Raw genomic sequence first — 21,289 nt, 5'->3', positions numbered from 1 at the left:
AATACATTTATGACCGCCTATCGTTTTCTATTGTTCTTAACCAATAATTTTAAACTTGGCAAACTTCAGCAGTAGTTGTTTGGTTCCTGCATTACGGAACTCAACAGTTGCCTTAGCATTTTCTCCAGAACCTTCAAGGTTTAATACCTTTCCGATACCAAAGCGTTGATGTTCAATGGTCACACCAACACTGAGTCCAGCTATTGAGGCTGTCGATGAAACTGAGGATATTGAAGTACTCTCTGTCGATAATGTCCTACCACCATTTGTCATTGCAGACGAAAGCCGCTTGAAGTTACCCCCTCCTGCTATTAATCTAAGTTTTGTACGTTCTGATAGTGGGTCAACAGCTGCTTCAGGACGTTTACGTTCAGTTATCTTAGGCTTCGGGTCAGCACGAAATTGGCTTGCAACAGGATTTGAATTCTGCCATCTTGAGCCCATTTGACGATATTCTTGTCCCCAAGGTCTGCTACCAGTATATGCCTTGTTTGGCTCGTATTCACGGAAGTTATCTCCTGAACCATTACGTCCCCAAGGACTTCTTGCGCTATTATCCTCATCCCATGGCATCTTACGTCGTTCACCTCCAAAAGCACTGTTTGCTTCATCTTCTACATGAATCAATGCAGGGTCGAAATCATTTAAGAATCGACTTGGATTGTCAATTTGCATTGTTCCATATCGAAAACGGTTCTTTGCATTCGTCAATATACAATGTCGTTCGGCACGTGTTATAGCCACATAGAGTAATCTTCTCTCTTCTTCTATCTCACGTTTTGAACTTGCTGACATAGGACTTGGGAATATATTTTCCTCCAATCCAACGACAAACACAGTAGGGAATTCCAAACCCTTTGCTGCGTGAATTGTCATTAATGTAACTTTCGGCGTGTCATCGTCTTCCTTGTCAGCATCTGTGTATAATGCTACTTCCTGAAGGTAGTCAGTAAGGTAGACATTCTCTTCTCGTCCTTCTTCGCGTCCAGAGTCCACAAAGCCCTGCATAGCCGACATAAACTCTTCTAAGTTCTCTCGACGAGCCAAGTCCTCTGGCTCACTTCCCGACCGGATATCAGCACTCACCCCACTCTCTTCAATAATCTCCTTTCCCAGCTCATATGCATCCTTCAGTGCAACATTCTTAATAAATCCACTGATAAGCGTTCTGAAAGCAAAAAGCTTTGTCATTGTGCCCTTATTGATATCTAATCCATATTGAATAGGATTGAGGATAGTTTCCCATAGCGATACAGAATTTCGCTGGGCACAATCAATAATCTTTTGAATGGTCGTATTACCAATTCCACGTGTTGGGTAATTGATGATACGTCGGAAGGCTTCTTCGTCATCAGGGTTAGAAACCAAGCGGAAATATGCGATGATATCTTTGATTTCCTTACGTTGATAGAAAGAAAGTCCACCGATAATCTTGTAAGGAATACCCTGTTTACGGAATTCATCCTCGAAAGAACGACTCTGTGCATTCGTGCGGTAGAGAATGGCAAAGTTGCCATAGTCACAATCATCATTGCGTTTGATACGCTTCAGTTCACTCGCAACAACCATAGCCTCTTCCCTATCACTGTAGCAAGGCTTATAGAGAATCTTGTCTCCTTCGGCTTCCTTAGAAAATACATCCTTAGGAATCTGTCGTTCGTTGTGTTTCATTAACGAATTAGCTGCCTGTACGATGAGCTGTGTTGAACGGTAATTGCGCTCTAACTTAAAGAGTTTAGCATCGCCAAACTTATGCTTGAAGTCAAGGATATTGTCGATATTTGCACCACGGAAAGAATAGATACTCTGATAGTCATCACCCACAACACAGATACGACGATGTGTCTCAGCCAACTGGCTGATGATACTAACCTGTGCATAGTTTGTGTCTTGATACTCGTCTACCAAGATATATTCAAACTGCTGTCCATACTTCTCTCTAATCTCTTTGTTATCACGGAAGAGCAAGAAGGTATAAAGCAGAATATCGTCAAAGTCCATAGCGTTTGCCTGACGACATCTTGCTTCGTATGCTTTGTAAATCATGTGGATTGCAGGCATACGTGCACCTCGGTCACGCTCAATGGCAGCACGGTCTTCTGCATATTCTGAAGCAGTAATAAGATGGTTCTTTGCCATTGAAATAAAGTTATGCACCGAGGCAGGCTTATACGTTTTCTCGTCAAGATCTAAGGCTTTTACAATACTCTTAATCAGTGAACGAGAGTCGTTTTCATCATAAATAGTGAAATTACTTCCAAAGCCGATAGCCTCCCCTTCGCGACGTAGGATACGTGCAAAGATGGAATGAAAAGTACCCATATAAAGATGTTGCGCATCTTTAGCAGTTGTTATCTGTGCGATACGTTCCTTCATCTCTCTTGCAGCTTTGTTTGTAAACGTAAGCGCAAGAATGTTCCATGGGGCTAAGCCTTTATTAAGTAGGTAGGCAATCTTATAGGTAAGTACGCGTGTCTTTCCAGAACCTGCACCAGCAATTACCTGTGATGGTCCTGTACAATACTCAACTGCCTCACGCTGGCTTTCGTTCAGTGCGGAGAGGATAGCCTCTTCCTTATCTTGATTTATCATCTTATCTTTTTTGTTTTTATCGAACAGAATTGTTTAATAGGCTAATATACAGCCTTTTTAATGTTCTTCTGGGAAAGCTGGTATAAAAGTCATTTGGTGTTCAATCTGTCCGATTCTCTTGCGCATATAAGGTCCAGGATTCTTTGAGGAGAAGCGACGTGGATTAGGTAATGTCGCTGCTATGAGTGCACAATCTCTTCGACTAAGTTGGCTGGCCTCCATACCGAAATTCTGTTCAGCACAAGCTTCAACACCATAGATTCCATCGCCCATCTCAATTGAATTAAGATAAACCTCCATGATACGTTGTTTGCTCCATAGTGTCTCTATGAGGAAAGTGAAATAAACCTCCAATCCTTTTCTTACCCATGAGCGTCCCTGCCACAGAAAGACATTCTTTGCGGTTTGCTGAGAGATGGTAGAGCCACCACGTAGTTTCTTCCCTTTCTTCAGGTGGTCTTCTGCAGCTTTCTCGATAGCTTGATAGTCGAAACCATGATGCGTAAGGAAACGTTGGTCCTCACTTGCCATCACTGCTACAGGCATTGATTTTGACATCTTTTCTAACGGAACCCATTCATGGTAAAGTTTCACAGACTCTCCTTTACCAATCTGTTCGAAACAACGACTAATCATCAGAGGGGTAAAGTATACAGGTATAAAGCGATAGACAACTACCGCCAATATTGTGGAGATAAAGGTTAGGGATAATACCCATCTTATCACTTTAAAAATCTTCTTGAACATAGCTAATGAGTTAATTATCTGCAAAGGTACTAAATCTTATCCGATAGCAAGCGGGAAGAAGGAGTTTTTTCCTCTGTAAAAACAGCTTTAAAAATCTGAACAATAACACAATCAAATTAACCCTACTACTGTACAGTAAATATTCCCATAGAAGTTAAAAATGAAGTTAGTCGATAAGTATATCTTTTATTTTTGCAAGTAATTCCTCGCTTTGTTTATAGAGGAATGTAAACTTTTTTATAACTCTTCGAAAACAATACATGCTCTTTTAGCTTCTTAAAGACGCCCAATTGACTTGCAATAGGTGCCCTTTTACAATGTTACTAACGCCCTTTTGAAGTCCAATTAAGCATCTTTACTTTTACTGTTTTGTAACTTGTTGATTCATTGAAGGTTATAAACCTATTCGTGATAGGTTGTTTTGCCTTTCTTTGAGGATTTTTATTTGGATTTATGTAATAATTTTTTCTATTGGTGTCCGATAAAACTTTTGGGAGTTATCTGTGTTAGATAAAATAGGCTTAAACTTATGATTTCATTAATTTATTTGGTTATTATAGGGCTTTCCTTGTCAAAATAAGCGCATTTTATAATGCTTACAGTTTAAAACTGAAAGCCAAGCCCATGGATAAGTAAAACGGCTGCAACACCGATGGATAAAGAGATACAGAGCTTTCAGTTTATTTTTACCGGACAGCAATAAATTTTTTCGTAGTTAAAGATATGTTTTTCGAGGTGTAAAAAGGAAAGGTTCCTCCGTTAAAGATATACGCCTATAAAATAAGCGTCTACACATTTAACGGAAGAACCTTTTAATTACTTTGTGTGTATAAGTAGGATAGCTACTTTATATTTACTTAATCAAACTGATAGAACGCTTGAGGAACTTATCGAGTGCAGCACCCTGAAGCATACCATTCTGTAGCAATGCCAAGTCGATGAGTTGATGAACAATATCATTACCCTTAGCATATGCAGCAACAATAGCTTTCTTCTTGTCCTGAAGTTCAGAAACAGTCTTCTGAGTGTTCTGCATATCGTCCTTCTCCTCCTGTGTCAGTTCCTCAGCCTTCTTGCTGTCTTGTGACTGATGCAAAGCTGCCAAACGTGCCTCTTGTCCCTTCAGTTCGCTGGCTATAGGCTTCAATTCCTCTGCTGTGTTAGCAGTGATATCGTCAAGAACCTTCTTCACTAATGGGTGGTCGGCATTAAGAACGAGATTATAAGAGTCAGGCAACTGAGCATAGAAACCCATTCCCTGCTGGAACTGACTCATCTCCTTCATACGGCGCATGTACTCGTTCTGTGTTACGAGAACTGGCTGGAATGACTCTCCGAGAGACTGTACGTCTACAGTGAAGTCTGCTTTCTCGATTGTAGGAATCTGTGAACGGAAAGCCTCTGACAAATTGTCAGTCTCTTCTACTGACAGATTATTCTTTGGTGCATCTTCCTTCTGAATAATGCGATCAACGATATCTGAGTCAACACGTACGTAACGTGTCTTCTCCTGCTTCTGCTCAAGCATTGAAAGTAATGGTACATCCAACTGTCCGCTTGCATCAATAACGCTATACCCCTTCTGCTTTGCAGCTTCAATATAGCTGTATTGCTCCTCCTTGTTACTTGTGTAAAGGTTTACAAGGTAGCCCTCTTTGTCGGTCTGATTATCCTTAATGAGTGTGTTATACTCTTCAAAGGTGAAGTACTTGCCTTCGGTATCCTTGATAAGAGAGAAGTCCTTTGCACGCTCGTAGAAGTCTGATTCTGAAAGCATTCCGTAGTTGATGAAGAGCTTTAGGTCATCCCATTTCTCTTCAAATTCCTTACGACTCTCCTTGAAAATACTCTGTAGTCTGTCAGCAACCTTCTTAGTGATATAAGTTGCAATCTTCTTTACATTCGCATCACTTTGCAGGTAGCTACGGCTCACGTTCAGAGGAATATCTGGAGAGTCGATAACTCCATGGAGCAATGTAAGGAACTCTGGTACAATTCCCTCGACCTGATCGGTTACGAATACTTGGTTGCAATAGAGCTGAATCTTATTACGTTGCAGTTCGATATTGTTCTTTACACGTGGGAAATAAAGAATACCCGTGAGGTTGAATGGGTAGTCAACGTTCAAGTGAATCCAGAACAATGGCTCGTCATTCATTGGGAAGAGGGTGCGATAGAAGCTCTTGTAGTCTTCGTCCTTCAGACCTGATGGCGCCTTTACCCACAAAGGTTCAACGCTGTTGATGACATTATCTTCTTCAGTATCAACCATCTTGCCGTCTTTCCACTCAGTCTTCTTACCAAAGACAACAGGAACAGCCATAAACTTACAGTACTTGTTTAGCAGTTCTTCAATCTTTGATTTCTGCAGAAATTCCTTGCAATCATCATCGATATAAAGTACGATGTCGCTACCACGATCCTCCTTCTCTGCGTCTTCAAGTGTATATTCTGGGCTACCATCACAGCTCCATTTCACAGCCTTGCTACCTTCTTTATAGCTCTTTGTGATAATCTCTACCTTCTTTGAAACCATGAAAGAAGAATAGAAACCAAGACCGAAATGACCGATGATTGCCTCTGCCTTGTCCTGATATTTCTCAAGGAAGTCATTGACACCAGAGAAAGCAATCTGATTGATATACTTCTCAATCTCCTCAGCGGTCATACCGATACCGCGGTCGCTGATAGTCAATGTCCCTGCCTTCTCATCTAAACTGACACGAACAGTCAAATCACCCAACTCGCCTTTGAAGTCACCTGTTGCAGAAAGAGTCTTCAGTTTTTGAGTAGCATCAACAGCATTTGACACCATCTCACGCAAGAAAATGTCATGATCTGAATATAAGAACTTTTTGATAACGGGGAAGATGTTCTCAGTTGTAACTCCGATATTTCCTTTTTGCATAGCAATATAAATTTTAATTGTTTTCTATTTTCTTCGTCGTATATAACAAACTCCGTGCCATGATATGACAACCTATCTTATATTAGTCAATATACAATCATAGAAAAAAGAAAACGCCATCTTGTTCTAAGGAGCAAGATGGCGTGTAAATAATTATGGTTGTGTCCAATTACTTGATATTCTTAAGAACGGCAAGGAGGTGATCCCATACCATTTGAACTGTAGGAATAAGCAGACATTCGTCTGGTGTATGAACATAACGAAGTGTTGGACCAAAGCTAATCATATCTAAATGTGGATACTTCTCAGAGAAGAGACCGCACTCAAGACCTGCGTGAATACCAAGAACGAGTGGTTCCTTACCGAAGATATTCTTGTATTGCTCAACTGCAACATGTACTAACTCTGAGTTAGGATTCATCTTCCATGCAGGATAACTGTCATCTACAACAATCTCAGCACCAGCCAACTCGAAACATGCACGAACAGTATTGGTCATGTTTACTAAGTTACTCATTACGTTTGAACGCTGTGAAGAGACAACTGTTAACTTATTCTTCTCTGTCTGTATGCTTGCAACATTACTTGAAGTTTCAACCATATAAGCCAAGGCTTCATCCTGACAGTTGGTCAATGGACCGTTGTCGAGTGCCTGCAAAGCAAGGATAACGTTATGTGAAATCTGCTTTGGCATAACTGGAGCAGCATCTGCACTCTCAAGATTCCATACCATAGCGGTGTCAGTAATATGGAACTCGTCTGCAACCTCTGTGCTAAAGATATTCCAATCTGCCTTAACGGTCTCTTTATTAGCTGAAGGAACGGCGAAGAGTACCTTACCATCACGTGGGATAGCATTGTGCATCTTACCTGAATTCCAGTAGCTTAAACGAAGGTCCATCTTAGCCTGTTCAGCATAGAGGAAGCGTGCAAGGAGTTTGATAGCATTGGCGCGCTTCTTATTGATGTCATCACCAGAGTGACCACCAACCAGACCCTTCAAACTTGCTTCCATAAAGAAGTAGCCTTCTGGTGCATTCTCACGCTCAAAGTTGAATACTGCTGTTGTACTATTACCGCCCGCACAACTTACAAATATTTGACCTTCATCCTCAGAATCAAGGTTGATGAGATAGTTTCCTGTCATGAAACCAGCTTCCAAGCCGAAGGCACCAGTCAAGCCAGTTTCCTCATCACGTGTAAAGAGACATTCGATAGGTCCGTGCTCAATATCATTAGAGTCGAGGATAGCCAACTCATAAGCCATACCGATACCATCATCAGCACCGAGTGTTGTACCCTTTGCATGAAGCCACTCGCCATCCACATAGGTTTGAATAGCATCCTTGTGGAAGTCAAATTCTATGTCAACGAGTTTGTCACATACCATATCCATGTGACTCTGGAGTACTACAGTTGGAACATTTTCCATACCTTTTGTAGCAGGTTTAGAAATCAGAACATTGCCAACTTTGTCAACCTTTACGTCGAGGTTACGCTCCTTAGCAAACTCCTGTAAATAACTAATCATCTGCTCTTCATGCTTAGATGGGCGTGGTATTTGATTGATTTTAGCGAACTGCTCAAAGACACAAGCAGGTTTTAATTCTACATTTGCCATTTTTAATAATATTTTTTTTTGTAATCTTGCTGTTTTATATTACCTTTGCGGTCAATATAAATGCAAAGATAAAGAAAATGTTTGTAACATTATTGTTAACATTGTTAATAATTGCTATAGCTATGTTGCTCCTCGGAGTACGTGTGTTATTCAAGAAAGGTGGGGAGTTTCAGTCGCAGCATATATCGGATAATGCATATCTAAAGGAGAAAGGTATCCATTGTGTTATCGACCAAGACAAGGAAGCCCGAGTTAGAAATAAGGCATATTAGGAGAAATAATCAATTAAATACAATAGAAATGAAGAAATCATTTAGCAAAATGTCAGTGCTTGCTATGGCAGCATTCGCTTTTGTTGCATGTAACAATCAGCCAGTGAAGAATGATACAGCAGCAGGTAAGGCTGAAACATCTACAGCTGCTCCAGCTGCAAATAGTCAGAAAGTAGCTTATGTTGAGATAGACTCTATCATGAGCCAGTATACTTATTGGAAAGATGTTACTAAGCTTGTAAAGGCAAAAGAAGCTAATATCCAGCGTACATTGGCTGGTAAGCAGAAGGCTATTCAGGCTGCAGCTGCTAACTTCCAGCAGAATGTTCAGGCTAATAAGTACACACAGGCACAGGCACAGCAGATTCAGGCAAGTATCCAGAAGCAGGCTCAGGATGCTGATGCTTTACAGCAGCGTCTTGGTGCTGAGTATCAGAACGAGGTTGCTAAGTATAACAAAGCTCTCTCTGACAGCGTGCATAACTATCTGAAGGAGTATAACAAGGATAAGAAGTATAGTATCATTCTTGCTAAGAGTGGTGATAATATCCTTTATGCTGATCCTGCTTACAACATTACAGACGATGTTGTTAAGGGTATGAACCAGGCTTACAAGGGCATGAAGAAGTAATTTGTGAGTTAACAGTTACTTATAAAATAGACATAATGAAACCAGTTGTAATTTACGGCTGGTTTTGTTTTTATAACATAGTATCATAGAAGGGATAAAGTTTACTCTCTTGTTTTGTATAGCACTTCCTGATAGTCATCTCTCTATAAGTTTGATATGCCACTCTTCTCTACAGATTTTAACGACCACTATAACTCTAATATTTCATATTTTACAGTTGTGTTGGTGCTTCGCACATATCGTGTTGATGGTAAGCACCAATAGTGTTGAGCGTTTAATACCTTGTAAATATGCTTTTGTTGTATTCAACTTGTTGTTAGATAGAGATGCATTATCAAAAGCAGTCAATACCTATTTGATTAAGTCGCTAACTTTTCAAAGAAATTCTTTGTGAGAAAGTATGGCTATTAAAGTTTTATTGGAGAGGGTTAATTCTATTTAAGGTAAGTTTAGTTCTCAGCTTTTTATTTTATAGCTCTATCCTATTTGATGTTTTATAAAGCTGTTTTTTAAGAAGTTCTATATCTTGTTTTGACATCCTGCTTTTTGTTTTATGACAGTTTGTGTTGGCCAATAGGTTCTCCAGCACGGGTAACATACGATTGAGGTTACCATATTGAATCATAAAGTTCCAGAAAGGTTCAAACTTCTTCCAGCCTCCCATATAAAGGAGATGAGCCAATTGTTGCTTTATATTATCGTGCCCAAAGCTTGCCTTAAAAATATTACTCCATGAATAGAAGTTATGGTAAGCCCACTCGTAGCCTTGTTTTAACTCCTCTGCAGTTAATCCCAATGTTTTGTACACAACCGTTCGAGTATCATACTTGCTCCAGTCATAGGACGTAATCCGTCCATCTCGTTCCATCTGTTGAAACAGACGAGTTCCTGGATAAGGAGTTAAAACATGAAAAGTAGCTGTTGTTATGCTATGTTCAATCCCCCAATCAACAGTTCTTTGAAATACATCTTTATCATCATGATCAAGACCAAAAACAAAACTTCCGTTAATCATAATACCAAGACTATGCAGGCGTTCAACAGCTGCTACATAATCTTTCGATAAGTTTTGTAGTTTGTTACTTGAACGAAGATTGTCTGGAGAAAATGTCTCGAAGCCTAAAAACAAACTTCGTAATCCTGCCTCGGCGGCTTTTTCTATCAAATTACCATTTAGTACTGCTGCAACAGTAGAGGCACTCTGAAAAACTCTACCCATGCCGCGCATACCTTCAAATAATTCTGATGCGAAGTGAGGATTACCTAAAAGATGATCATCAAGGAAATAAAGATGTCTGCCAGGTAGACTATCAATTTCTGCTAAGGCATCGTCTACCTTACGGGTGTAAAACGATTTACCCTCGCTATAGAAGGCATCCTTGTAGCAAAAGTCACAATGATGAGGACAACCACGGGAAACAACAAGCGAGTTTGGTACGAAATACTTCTCTCTTTTAATAAGGTCACGACGTACTGGAGGAATGTTTTCAATGCTTCTCCAACTTGCTACATATCGTTTTTGAGAGTGCCCTTCGCGTAAGTCTTTGATAAATCGTGGGAATGCTTCTTCCCCTGGCCCTAAGATAAGTGTGTCGGCGTGTTGTGCAGCTTCATCAGGAAGACTTGTAACGTGAAGTCCTCCCATAACTACATACACACCTCTTCTTCTATATTCATCAGCAATCTTGTAAGCTCTATAAGCATTAGTAACGTAGACTTGAATACAAACCAAATCTGGAGTATCATTCAACTTAAGTTTCTCAATGTGTTGATCTTGTATCTCTACTTCGTCATTATCTGAGAAATAGGCTGCAAGTGTCGCCAGGCCCAAAGGTGGGAAAAGCGAGTATTTGATTGGTCGCCAATAAGGGCTTTCTGCCTCTTGCAAAGCTGGTAATATCATTTTTACCCTCATGCTGTTAAGTCTTTATTCTTCACACTATATTATTTTAATGAGGCGATTAATTAGTTGAAGCTAATCAACGCATAGAAAATGTAGTTTAAACTATCATCCTTAATAAATATGTTATACAAAAGTCGTTATTACATTTCATATATGCAAACTTTTTTCAAGAAAACTCAATTCGATTAGACTGTATTTACATTTTCTATTCTAAAACAAATATATTCAATTTCTATCAATAATATTCTTGTCATTGCTGTGTTTTTTCATAGAATAAAAGAAAAAGACAACGAAAAATTTTGAGGTATGAAAATAAAGTACTATCTTTGCACTCGCATTTGAGATAATGCTTGGTAATTCGGTTATAGACCATCTTGGAAGGATGGGTGAGTGGCTGAAACCAGCAGTTTGCTAAACTGCCGTGCGCATTTGCGTACCGGGGGTTCGAATCCCCCTCCTTCCGCTTTATCTCATAATCTCAAATGTATTTTGGTCGATTCATCTAATGGTTAGGATACAAGATTCTCAATCTTGGCATAGGGGTTCGATTCCCCTATCGACTACCAAACATCCTCTTAGTAAGAAATAATTATTCTGGTCGATTCATCTAATGGTTAGGATACAAGATTCTCAATCTTGGCATAGGGGTTCGATTCCCCTATCGACTACCAAACGAAAGTTCAGCTATTAAGCTGGACTTTTTTATTATATAAGGTTATGTGATTTTGTGGGGAGGTAGAAGGGGGCAGTTTTTTTTTGTTTTATATGCTTATTTGTTTTTGCGGATTGCACCAAATGGATATGTTAAATTAAATTTGCTGTCACTTCTGTCATTTATTGTGAGTACTTAACTTGTTTGTTTACAGTAGAATAAATGAAATGTTAAAAGTGACAGTAAAATAAAACAAGAAATATTCTTGTAAGATATGTGTGTGTAAAACGAAATTAAATCGTAATTCTTTAGTAAAAGTTATCTTGTGTATTTAAAATGTGTGCTTGTAGTTAAGTGTAGATGCTCTTAGAATGTATATTTGAGGTTCTAAGCAACTCCCCTACTCTGTTATCTTGTAAGTTGTTTACAAGACTAACCTTTGGCAGTTTGTCGTGTGTGGATTAAGTTGATGGTTATGTAAAAACAAATAAAGGCCATAGAAAAATCTATAGCCTTTTATTGATTGTATCTTTATAGAATTAATTCTTAAAGAACTCCTTGACGTCCTCGTTTGGGACCATCTGCTCATCGAAGATGTAAGCACCAGTCTTAGGGCTCTTTACCATCTTGATAACCTTTGAATATGCGCGACCATCCGTAGAACCTTCGTGGAGGGTAGCGACCGCTTTCTTTGCCATAGTCTATTAATTTTAACTATTAACTATACTACTCTTTTTAGCGAGCTTACTTAATCTCCTTGTGAAGGGTAACCTTCTTGAGAACAGGATTATACTTCATGAGCTCAAGACGCTCTGGAGTATTCTTACGGTTCTTTGTAGTTACGTAACGACTTGTACCAGCTACACCGCTGTTCTTCATCTCGGTACATTCCAAGATAACTTGGACTCTGTTTCCTTTAGCTTTCTTTGCCATGATATTTAGTCTCCTATTACCTTAATGTCCTTCCAGTCAACATAACCCTTAGAAACAGCCTGCTTGAGTGCTGCATCAAGACCTACCTTGTTAATAAGACGAAGACCAGCAGCACTAATCTTCAGCTGAATCCAGCAAGCCTCCTCTACGTAGTAGAACTTCTTGCTGAAGAGGTTAACGTCAAAGCTTCTCTTTGTACGGTGCTTTGAGTGAGACACGTTACAACCTATCTGTGCCTTCTTTCCTGTGATTTGACAAATCTTAGACATTTCTATCTTTGTTTTGTGATTCGTTAATTGATACCTATTCCAAACAGGGTGCAAAATTACAAAAAAGTTTCAAATAAGCAAAACTTTTACTACAATAATTGTTGCTTTTAAACTTTTTTGCGAGTTTATTCGGACTTAATATCTAATTCTTTTAGGAAATCAAGGAATAGACGGATTGCTTTGTTTGTTGCAATGGCAAGATTTATGTCACGTCCGAAGTCTTCGGTTAACTTAAATGTTCTTACCTCATCTTTGTTGCCATATGCCAACCAAATAGTACCCACTGGATGTTCTGCTGTACCGCCTCCAGGGCCAGCTACTCCTGTAGATGCAATGGCAAAGTCTACTCCAATAGTTTTTATAGTGCCTAATACCATCTCACGTGCAACCTCCTCTGATACTGCACTTTTCTCCTCAAGTACTTCGTGAGATACGCCAAGTAGTTTCTCCTTTACTTCATCCGTATAAGCAACTACTCCTCCTTTATAATAATTAGATGATCCTGGGATAGCCATAATCGCTTCGCTGATACGACCACCTGTGCAGCTTTCTGCTGTTCCAATTGTGTAACCTGAAGCATAAAGGATATCACCAATCTGACGTGATATTATCTTACTTTCAAATTCCATAAACTTATTCTTATTATAGGACTTAATTTTGTTATTATTCAAAAGTTACTTTACTAAATACTGGGATATCCATCTGTGTAAAGTCTTTGTCTTGATACTTTAAGTTACCTACACTGGCAATCATTGCTGCATTGTCTGTCGTATAGCTAAACTTTGGTATGTAAATTGTCCAACCATAACGCTCTGCATGGTCATGGAACGCATCACGAAGACCATTATTAGCTGATACGCCACCCGCAACTGCTACATGTTTAATACCAGTCTCTTTAACAGCTAAGCGTAACTTCTTCATCAATATACTAACAATTGCATGCTCAAGGCTGGCTGCAATGTCTTCTTTATGATGCTCAATGAAATCAGGGTCTTCCTCTACCCATTTTCTCATATTATATAAGAATGATGTCTTAAGACCAGAGAAAGAGTAATCAAAACCAGCAACATTTGGCTCTGCAAACTTATAAGCCAAAGGATTACCTTGGCGTGCAAGCCTATCAATGATTGGACCACCAGGATAACCGAGTCCCATCACCTTAGAACACTTATCAATAGCCTCACCAGCAGCATCGTCAATAGTCTGACCGAGTACTTCCATATCGTTATAAGCATTCACCTTAACAATCTGAGAATTACCACCAGATACCAAGAGACAAATGAATGGGAATGGAGGCATGTGATTGTCGTCATCACTTTCCTTGATAAAGTGAGCCATGACATGACCCTGCAAATGGTTTACCTCAATCATTGGGATATTCAAAGAACGAGCAAAACCTTTGGCAAAGTTTACTCCAACCAAAAGACTACCCATCAATCCAGGACCACGTGTAAAGGCAATGGCTGAAAGTTGTTCTTTAGTAATACCTGCACGCTTCAATGCTTGATCAACAACAGGAACCACGTTCTGCTGGTGTGCTCTTGATGCAAGCTCAGGAACAACTCCTCCGTAAGCTTTATGCACCTCCTGTGAGGCTGTTACATTACTGAGGATTACACCATTCCTCAATACAGCAGCACTTGTGTCATCACAACTGCTTTCTATACCTAATATATAAATATCTTCTTTTTCCATTTTCAGTTAGATTCTCTCCTAAAAGAATATCAGATATTAATGTGTCAGAATCTCTAATCCATGTTCTGTCATAACAAAAGTATGCTCCCACTGAGCTGAAGGCTTCTCATCACCTGTGATAACCTCCCAACCATACGGGTCGTCAGCATCAATAAAGACTTTCCATGTGCCCATATTAATCATTGGTTCAATGGTAAATACCATACCAGGAACCAGTAACATACCAGTACCTTTATGTCCATAGTGAACAACATCTGGCTGCTCGTGGAATTCGATACCTACACCATGCCCACAGAGGTCACGTACAACACCATAGCCATTCTTCTCGGCATGCTTCTGTATAGCATGACCGATGTCACCTACAAAGGAATAAGGCCTAGCTGCTTCTGCACCAATCTCAAGGCATTCTTTGGCTACACGAACTAATCGTTCCTTCTCTGGTGTTGTTTTTCCAATGATGAACATACGACTTGCATCTGCATAATAGCCATCTACAATCGTTGTCATATCAACATTGATAATATCACCTTCTTGGAGTACATCTTCTTCCTTTGGAACACCATGACACACAACTTCATTAATACTTGTGCATACACTCTTAGGATATCCCTCATAATTCAAGCAGGCAGGGATTGCATCGTGGTCCTTGCAATACTGCATACAGATATCATCAATCTCCTGAGTATTCATTCCTGCGTGGATAGCCTCAGCGACAGCATCCAAGCAGCCAGTATTGACTATACCACTCTTTCGGATACCTTCAATCTGCTCAGGTGTCTTAATCATATCACGTGTAGGAACGAGTTTGCCCTTCTTCTCAAGAGCCATTATCTTTAAGTCCATTTCGGTTGGCTCTTGTCCTGGAAGACAATGCCACCTTTTCTTTTTCAACTGCATATCGTTAATTTTATCTTTTTGCAAGAATTAAGCAAATAAGTACAAGAAAACAATCTTTTCTCCTTATATGCTACTTAGTCTTTGCAAAAGTACTATAATTCAAAGACAAAACAAAATAATTCCTGTCCTTTTTAGATGTCTCAAAGTCGTAGACTACTATAAACTCTTACATCTTGTGATTTATCAACCTAAACAGATAGCTATGACAAACACAAAAAAGTTCGCGAACAAATCGAAAAAAGTTCGCGAACTTTTTTGAATTTGTTCGCGAACTTTACATTGAATATCTTAGACTAACGAATTGTATCTTTATTAATCTGCAGGAACAGGACCTGGATTTTCGTTCTTTTTCTCTGTCTTCTTTTCCGTCTTTGCCTTCTTTTCCCCTGGTGTTACCTGCTCAAAGGTAACATCGTTTAGCGTGAAATACTTACGAGAGGCAAGGAGTTTCACAACAGGCTTCTCAATGTGCTGTTGCGCACGAAACTGTTCGCCTTTCAAGACAGCCTTACTCTTAAACGAAGGAGTCAATGTTCCAAGGTCGCCAAACTCTACGATGTCACCATTGGCTACAATATCACGAGCGGTTTCGCTGGCAAGATTAAGCACGGCAGCTACCTCTTGCGCATTAAAGGTTGTTGACTTCGAAATACGTTCACAAAAGTTACGGAAGTCTACACGCTGCCTACCTGTTGGACGAGCAACAATAACAGTCTTTCCTGCTTGTTTTCCAATGTTCAGCTTCTGCTCTTTTAAGATAAATTGAATAGGTTTATTAGCCATATTGTTATTTAGGTGGTCTCTCTTTGTGATAACTCCGTGGGCTTGAGACCTTTTAGCCCACGGAGCGTTTTGTTAATATTATAGCTTGCTATAATAGCCTTGTTCTATTCCTTAGGCTTTGCAATCTCTTAATAATGAATGAAAGGGCGAACACCACCATTAAAGGCACCTATTTCTATCCAAAAGTTTGCCATTATAGGCTGCCCTGTATCAGATTGACTACTTGTTATCATTAATCCAGTATGTAAGACTCCATTGACTTGACTAAACGCCATCGAAGCCATGCCCGATGGATTTCCAGGTGAATACATACCTAACTGCCAAAAGGTATTATCTATCATTCCACCTCCCATATCACGTGCATAAAAACCTGCAGAGGTATCTAGATCTTTTAATGCAGGATAAATCCTTAATACTTCACCTAAACTTGGTAAAAACCACTTCTTGCCAACAATAGAACCAGTAAGAGTTTTTCCTGCGGGCAATGTAGGAGTGTAATGTGCTGCACTATAAAAAGCGGGATAGCTAGTCTGTTCATTTGCCTTTATTGTTGTACCATCTGCACTACCTGATGCTTCCCATGTAAACTTATAACCATCAGCACCATCAGAGGAAAAAACTCCTGAACCTGTCCAAGGTGTAAATGGTGGAACATTTACTACACTACTATTAACTTGACCAGAATAAAATAAACCACCGATACTAAATGACGTATTCTCTAATGCTGCAGCTAGTTTTTTACTTTGACTAATAACAACAGCAATCGGAGTCTTTGTTCCACCTCCATACGTAGTCTCAGAAAACAACCCTGTGCTACCATCGGTCATCAAGTAAAGGAAATTATAATGGAATGTTATGCTAATAAGATAAGAACCATTTGCAACTGATGCCAATACTGGGGTCAAAGCAAAAGTAAGGCTTTTACCATTAAGGTTTTCTGTATAAATTGTAGCATTAGTAAAGGTTGCCTTGAGATTCGTAATATTTGAACCAGGGAAAATATAAGAGTAATCAGGAGATGTATAGCTATAAACACCAGATCCATTATTACTTTCTGTCCAAGCACTACTACCACCAAAACCGAAAGATCCTCCTGTGCCAGAAGTGCTCCATGTACCTGTAGCAGCATCGTAAACAGCAGAACTTGGGACTTCTGCAGGATTTGCTGCTGAGAAGCTTACATCAAAATAACTTGGCTGAACCTTGATATAAGTATTGAACTTTACTCTTACACGGGCAGCCGTATGCTTCATTGCAAATGAAACTTTCTGCTTCTGTGGAGTGGCAGTGACTGTATAATTGGTTCGCCCTAATATGGCATATTCATTTGCAGACGTTGGTGTCAAATTGTTGCCGCTACGTGTAAAACGGGAAGTGGGATAAAGTACAAAATCATAGTTGCCTGGTGCTAAAGACATTGCAGTAGGATCCCCTGCATTCGGAACAAAGCTACCACCAGAGATAAATCCTTTTAGTTCACCTTTTAAGGTTCCCCCTTGATATGCAAGCATCGTATAGCTATCGTTTGTCAACGCACGTGTACTTGCACTCTTATCAGGATTACCAGACAAGTTTTCCTTGTCTCTCTGTAAAGTCACATCAGCAACAATACCATTACCCATGTTGACGAACTCATGCTTCAGCGTGTCAGAAGAGTTTGCTGCTGCACGAGTATTGCCTACTTGCACATCACTATTATAATCTGCAAAGGTGACAGGAAACTCGAATTTTGAGGCTACATCAACCTTTCCTTTGCCATTGTCTAAATTATCATCACTTGAACATGCCGCAAACACTGTCAACAGCATGAACATTGCTATAGCTAAAAAATATTGTTTCTTCATTTCTATGTATAATTTAATATTTTAGTATTATTAATCATCATTCTCACCCCAGCTAATTTGTCGCTTTGCTGGAGCTACGCCTGTTCCGTCTCCAATGATAACGGTTCCTGTATGAGTCTGCTCACTTCCCCATGACTCTTGGGTTGAACTACTGCCATTTGGAGTTACAGAAACATCACAAAGGTAATGCTCAACACATGTGGCTATAACACTACAAGAAGGCTGTACGTACAGTAACTTTCTTTTTCTTTCCTTTTTCATATTATTTTCTAACATTGTTATTAATAAAATATAGTTATTATTTCGTTCTTATTTTCTAAAAATTCATTTCGCATAAAGGCACAAAAAAGAACAAAGGAAACTCCTAAAAGTCCTTTGTTTACAAGGGTTGTACACGTCGAGCCTCGCGCGCGTACGAAAGAAATTAAAAAGTTAGTTAAACCTGCTCTCAGAGAGAGAGAGAGAGAGAGAGAGAGAGAGAGAGTACAAAAATATTTGGAACTACCAAATAATTAGCTATCTTTTTTCAACTTTCTTACTCTCGTTCATCAATGAATTAGATATAGCAATAACATGGCGAACACCTTTGTTTTGCAAGGCGCTACGCTTATTAAAATTAATATTTATTGCTTGTATCATCGTTATTACTCTCTAATTCGGGGGCAAAAGTAACAAAAAAATATTAAAGCACCAAAGTAAATCAAGAAAAAATAGAAAACAGACAGAATAACATTAGTTAATAAGGTTCTTAACACGATGTCATTTGTCTATATAGAAAGCCCTCCTACTTACTCAAAAAGGTTGAGTTTGTTCTCTCTTGCCTTACTCAAAGACAAAACCTTTTGTTGTTCTTCTTTATAACCTGCACGGAGTTGCTCGTATGTTGCGTCTAACTCTTTGCAGAAATGTTCACACTCTTTTTCATTAAGCAGTGCTGCTGCTATGGAAGGATTGACAGAAGCGTCTTTAACCCACACAACTGGGGCATCGTATAACGGAGCTATCTTCAGTGCAACATGAAGTTGAGAGGTTGTTGCGCCACCAATCATAACAGGAATATTCAGTCCTGCTTCCTTAAAAGCTACAACACTATTTACCATCTCCTGAAGGCTTGGTGTAATGAGACCAGACAGTCCAATCAAATCTACATTTTCTTCCTTGGCTTTCTTAATAATCTGATCAGCTGGCACCATAACGCCCAAATCAATTACTTCATAGTTGTTACAAGCCATAACGACACCCACAATATTCTTTCCAATATCGTGCACATCGCCCTTTACAGTAGCCAATAGCACCTTTCCTGCAATAGCCTTACCGTCTATCTTCTCCTTTTCAATATATGGTTGAAGGATAGCTACAGCATCTTTCATTGTGCGGGCAGTCTTGACAACCTGTGGTAAGAACATCTTACCAGCACCGAACAAGTCGCCTACTTCGTTCATACCCTGCATCAAAGGACCTTCGATAATATTCACAGCGTGTGGATACTTCTCCAATGCTTCATGAATATCCTCATTCAAATAGGTTGAAATACCCTTGCGCAGTGCATATTTTAATCTGTCTTCCAACGCATCATTACGCCATGCTTCCTGTGCTACTTCCTGCGTAGCACCGCCATTCTTTTGTGCTTCTTTTTCTTCAAGAATCTTGTTAGCTAATTCTATCAGTAGTTCGTCGGCTCCCTCTACCCTATCTAAAACAACATCTTCAATTATCTTCAGATGGTCTTCTGGGATATCGGCGTATGTCACTTTGGTAGCTGGATTGACAATACCAAAGTCCATACCAACCTGAATGGCATGATAAAGGAATACGGCATGCATAGCCTCACGGATATAGTTATTACCTCGGAAACTAAATGAAAGGTTACTTACACCACCGCTAACGTGCGCACCAGGCAGGTTCTTCTTTATCCATTCCGTTGCACGGATGAAATCGACAGCATAGCTATTATGCTCCTTCATACCCGTACAAATAGCAAGAATATTAGGGTCGAAGATAATATCCTGAGGTGGGAAACCCACTTTCTCAGTAAGAATCTTATAAGCTCTATTAGCTATCTCGATACGACGCTCGTAGCTTGTTGCCTGTCCCTCTTCATCAAAGCACATCACAACAACAGCTGCACCGAAACGCAGTACATCCTTTGCATGTTGGATAAAGAGTTCTTCTCCTTCCTTCAAAGAAATCGAATTGACAATGGCTTTTCCCTGTACACACTTCAAAGCAGATACAACTACCTCCCAATCAGATGAGTCAATCATCAACGGAACACGAGCAATTTCTGGTTCTGATGAAATCATATTGACGAAATGAGCCATCTCATCTTTAGCTTCCAACAGGCCATCATCCATGTTGATATCCAATACCAACGCACCATCATCCACCTGCTTACGAGCAATCGTCAGCGCCTCCTCATAGTTCTTCTCTTTTACTAAGCGAAGGAACTTACGGCTTCCAGCAACATTACAACGCTCACCAACGTTTACAAATGATATTTCTGGGGTCAATCGGAACTGCTCAAGTCCTGAGAGAATCATCTCCTTTGGTGCATCAGCTGGTATATGAGGTTTCTTTCCCTCAACAACCTTTACGTAGCCAGCAATGAACTCTTCCGTTGTTCCACAACAGCCACCAATAATGTTCACAAGCCCTTCATCTACAAATGAAGCCATTTGTGGAACCATGCTTTCTGCTGTTTCATCATATTCTCCCATCGAGTTAGGCAGACCCGCATTTGGATGAATGCTTATATAATAAGGTGCTTTAGCAGCCAACTCCTTCAAATAAGGGCGCATCTGTTCTGCTCCGAACGAACAGTTAAGACCAACAGAAAAGATAGGATAAGACGATACTGACGCAAGGAAAGCATCGAGTGTCTGACCACTAAGCGTTCTACCAGACAAGTCGGTAATGGTCACTGACAGCATAATAGGTAAATCAACACCCGCCTTCTTCATCTCTGACAAAGATGCATCAATTGCTACTTTAGCATTAAGCGTATCAAAGATAGTCTCAATCAAAACAGCATCAATACCCCCTTCTATCATCGCTGCTACCTGCTCACTATAAGCATCAAAGAGTGCATCATACGTAAGGTCACGCTTAGCAGGGTCGCTTACATCAGGCGACATCGAACAAGTCTTGTTCGTCGGACCAATACTACCTGCAACATAACGAGGTTTATCTACAGTCGAATATTCATCAGCACACTTACGTGCAAGCTTTGCTCCTGCAAAGGCAATATCACGAGAGAAGCTTTCCATGTGGTAATCCGCTTGTGAAATGCGCTGTGCAGAGAAGGTATTTGTACTGATAATATCAGCTCCAGCCTCTAAATAACGACAATGAATATCCTCAATGATATCAGGACGTGACAGGTTCAACATATCATTATTACCCTGATAATTAAGCATCTGTAAAAGTTCAAGGTTACCTCGGAAGTCTTTCTCCGTCAGCCCATATCCTTGAATCATAGTACCCATCGCACCGTCTAAAATCAGTATTCTATCTTTAATGTTATCCCTTAGCTTCATTATGCT

At 39.8% G+C, this 21,289-nt stretch carries 18 protein-coding genes and 3 tRNA genes; 5 read left to right on the top strand and 16 right to left on the bottom strand.

From position 1 onward, the window contains the following. Positions 1-36 precede the first annotated feature (36 nt). The 4 genes from J4861_RS04055 to J4861_RS04040 all read right to left on the bottom strand — a co-directional run bounded on the left by J4861_RS04055 (position 37) and on the right by J4861_RS04040 (position 7,868). On the bottom strand, positions 37-2,592 hold the full coding sequence (locus J4861_RS04055) for an ATP-dependent helicase (protein WP_211815899.1): 2,556 nt from the start codon (positions 2,590-2,592) through the stop codon (positions 37-39). A gap of 57 nt (positions 2,593-2,649) precedes the next feature. Continuing rightward, on the bottom strand, positions 2,650-3,339 hold the full coding sequence (gene mtgA, locus J4861_RS04050) for a monofunctional biosynthetic peptidoglycan transglycosylase (protein ID WP_211794475.1): 690 nt from the start codon (positions 3,337-3,339) through the stop codon (positions 2,650-2,652). A gap of 853 nt (positions 3,340-4,192) precedes the next feature. Then, positions 4,193-6,247: a molecular chaperone HtpG gene (gene htpG / locus J4861_RS04045; RefSeq protein ID WP_211815898.1), complete on the bottom strand. Its 2,055-nt coding sequence runs from the start codon at positions 6,245-6,247 to the stop codon at positions 4,193-4,195. Between the two features lie 169 nt (positions 6,248-6,416). Continuing rightward, on the bottom strand, positions 6,417-7,868 hold the full coding sequence (locus J4861_RS04040) for an aminoacyl-histidine dipeptidase (RefSeq protein ID WP_211815897.1): 1,452 nt from the start codon (positions 7,866-7,868) through the stop codon (positions 6,417-6,419). 77 nt (positions 7,869-7,945) lie between these two features. On the opposite strand from J4861_RS04040, the gene J4861_RS13515 reads away from it, so the two are divergent. Both J4861_RS13515 and J4861_RS04035 read left to right on the top strand, forming a co-directional pair. Next, positions 7,946-8,140, top strand: coding sequence for a hypothetical protein (locus J4861_RS13515; RefSeq protein WP_036864978.1), 195 nt, complete (start codon positions 7,946-7,948; stop codon positions 8,138-8,140). Positions 8,141-8,168: 28 nt separating this feature from the next. Next, entirely contained in the window at positions 8,169-8,771 is a 603-nt protein-coding gene (locus J4861_RS04035; RefSeq protein WP_211815896.1) for an OmpH/Skp family outer membrane protein, read from the top strand. 469 nt (positions 8,772-9,240) lie between these two features. Here the strand turns inward: J4861_RS04035 and J4861_RS04030 are convergent, their stop codons facing one another. Next, complete coding sequence (locus J4861_RS04030; RefSeq protein WP_211815895.1) at positions 9,241-10,686, bottom strand: B12-binding domain-containing radical SAM protein; 1,446 nt, start codon at positions 10,684-10,686, stop codon at positions 9,241-9,243. A gap of 364 nt (positions 10,687-11,050) precedes the next feature. Here J4861_RS04030 and J4861_RS04025 point away from each other — a divergent pair. The 3 genes from J4861_RS04025 to J4861_RS04015 all read left to right on the top strand — a co-directional run bounded on the left by J4861_RS04025 (position 11,051) and on the right by J4861_RS04015 (position 11,345). After that, positions 11,051-11,137: transfer RNA gene (locus J4861_RS04025), tRNA-Ser, on the top strand. A 28-nt stretch (positions 11,138-11,165) separates the two neighbouring features. After that, a tRNA-Glu gene (locus J4861_RS04020) sits at positions 11,166-11,240 on the top strand. Positions 11,241-11,270: 30 nt separating this feature from the next. Next, a tRNA-Glu gene (locus J4861_RS04015) sits at positions 11,271-11,345 on the top strand. Positions 11,346-11,865: 520 nt separating this feature from the next. On the opposite strand, the gene J4861_RS04010 is transcribed toward J4861_RS04015, so the two are convergent. From J4861_RS04010 to metH, 11 genes are all read right to left on the bottom strand, one after another. Next, the gene (locus tag J4861_RS04010; RefSeq protein ID WP_004359785.1) at positions 11,866-12,024 is read right to left on the bottom strand and encodes a DUF4295 domain-containing protein; all 159 of its coding nucleotides are present in this window, start codon (positions 12,022-12,024) and stop codon (positions 11,866-11,868) included. Between the two features lie 46 nt (positions 12,025-12,070). Further along, the gene (gene rpmG, locus J4861_RS04005) at positions 12,071-12,259 is read right to left on the bottom strand and encodes a 50S ribosomal protein L33 (protein ID WP_004359784.1); all 189 of its coding nucleotides are present in this window, start codon (positions 12,257-12,259) and stop codon (positions 12,071-12,073) included. Positions 12,260-12,264: 5 nt separating this feature from the next. Then, complete coding sequence (rpmB, locus tag J4861_RS04000; protein WP_004359782.1) at positions 12,265-12,528, bottom strand: 50S ribosomal protein L28; 264 nt, start codon at positions 12,526-12,528, stop codon at positions 12,265-12,267. A gap of 125 nt (positions 12,529-12,653) precedes the next feature. Beyond that, on the bottom strand, positions 12,654-13,157 hold the full coding sequence (locus J4861_RS03995; protein WP_004359777.1) for a CinA family protein: 504 nt from the start codon (positions 13,155-13,157) through the stop codon (positions 12,654-12,656). Positions 13,158-13,191: 34 nt separating this feature from the next. Continuing rightward, complete coding sequence (gene tsaD, locus J4861_RS03990) at positions 13,192-14,223, bottom strand: tRNA (adenosine(37)-N6)-threonylcarbamoyltransferase complex transferase subunit TsaD (RefSeq protein WP_211815894.1); 1,032 nt, start codon at positions 14,221-14,223, stop codon at positions 13,192-13,194. Between the two features lie 36 nt (positions 14,224-14,259). After that, on the bottom strand, positions 14,260-15,120 hold the full coding sequence (gene map / locus J4861_RS03985; RefSeq protein WP_211815893.1) for a type I methionyl aminopeptidase: 861 nt from the start codon (positions 15,118-15,120) through the stop codon (positions 14,260-14,262). Between the two features lie 312 nt (positions 15,121-15,432). Continuing rightward, a complete protein-coding gene (locus tag J4861_RS03980) occupies positions 15,433-15,903 on the bottom strand; it encodes an HU family DNA-binding protein (RefSeq protein ID WP_211815892.1) in 471 nt (156 codons plus the stop codon). A gap of 128 nt (positions 15,904-16,031) precedes the next feature. Next, positions 16,032-17,747, bottom strand: a complete 1,716-nt coding sequence (locus J4861_RS03975; RefSeq protein WP_211815891.1) for a fimbrillin family protein — start codon at positions 17,745-17,747, stop codon at positions 16,032-16,034. A 30-nt stretch (positions 17,748-17,777) separates the two neighbouring features. Further along, entirely contained in the window at positions 17,778-18,008 is a 231-nt protein-coding gene (locus tag J4861_RS03970; RefSeq protein WP_211815890.1) for a hypothetical protein, read from the bottom strand. 255 nt (positions 18,009-18,263) lie between these two features. Continuing rightward, the gene (locus J4861_RS13510; protein WP_346267007.1) at positions 18,264-18,386 is read right to left on the bottom strand and encodes a hypothetical protein; all 123 of its coding nucleotides are present in this window, start codon (positions 18,384-18,386) and stop codon (positions 18,264-18,266) included. 149 nt (positions 18,387-18,535) lie between these two features. Then, the gene (gene metH / locus J4861_RS03960) at positions 18,536-21,283 is read right to left on the bottom strand and encodes a methionine synthase (protein WP_211815889.1); all 2,748 of its coding nucleotides are present in this window, start codon (positions 21,281-21,283) and stop codon (positions 18,536-18,538) included. Positions 21,284-21,289 lie beyond the last annotated feature (6 nt).

This window comes from Prevotella melaninogenica (assembly GCF_018127925.1).
GTDB classification, from domain to species: Bacteria; Bacteroidota; Bacteroidia; order Bacteroidales; family Bacteroidaceae; genus Prevotella; species Prevotella melaninogenica_C.
This window is presented reverse-complemented; position numbering and strand designations above follow the sequence as displayed.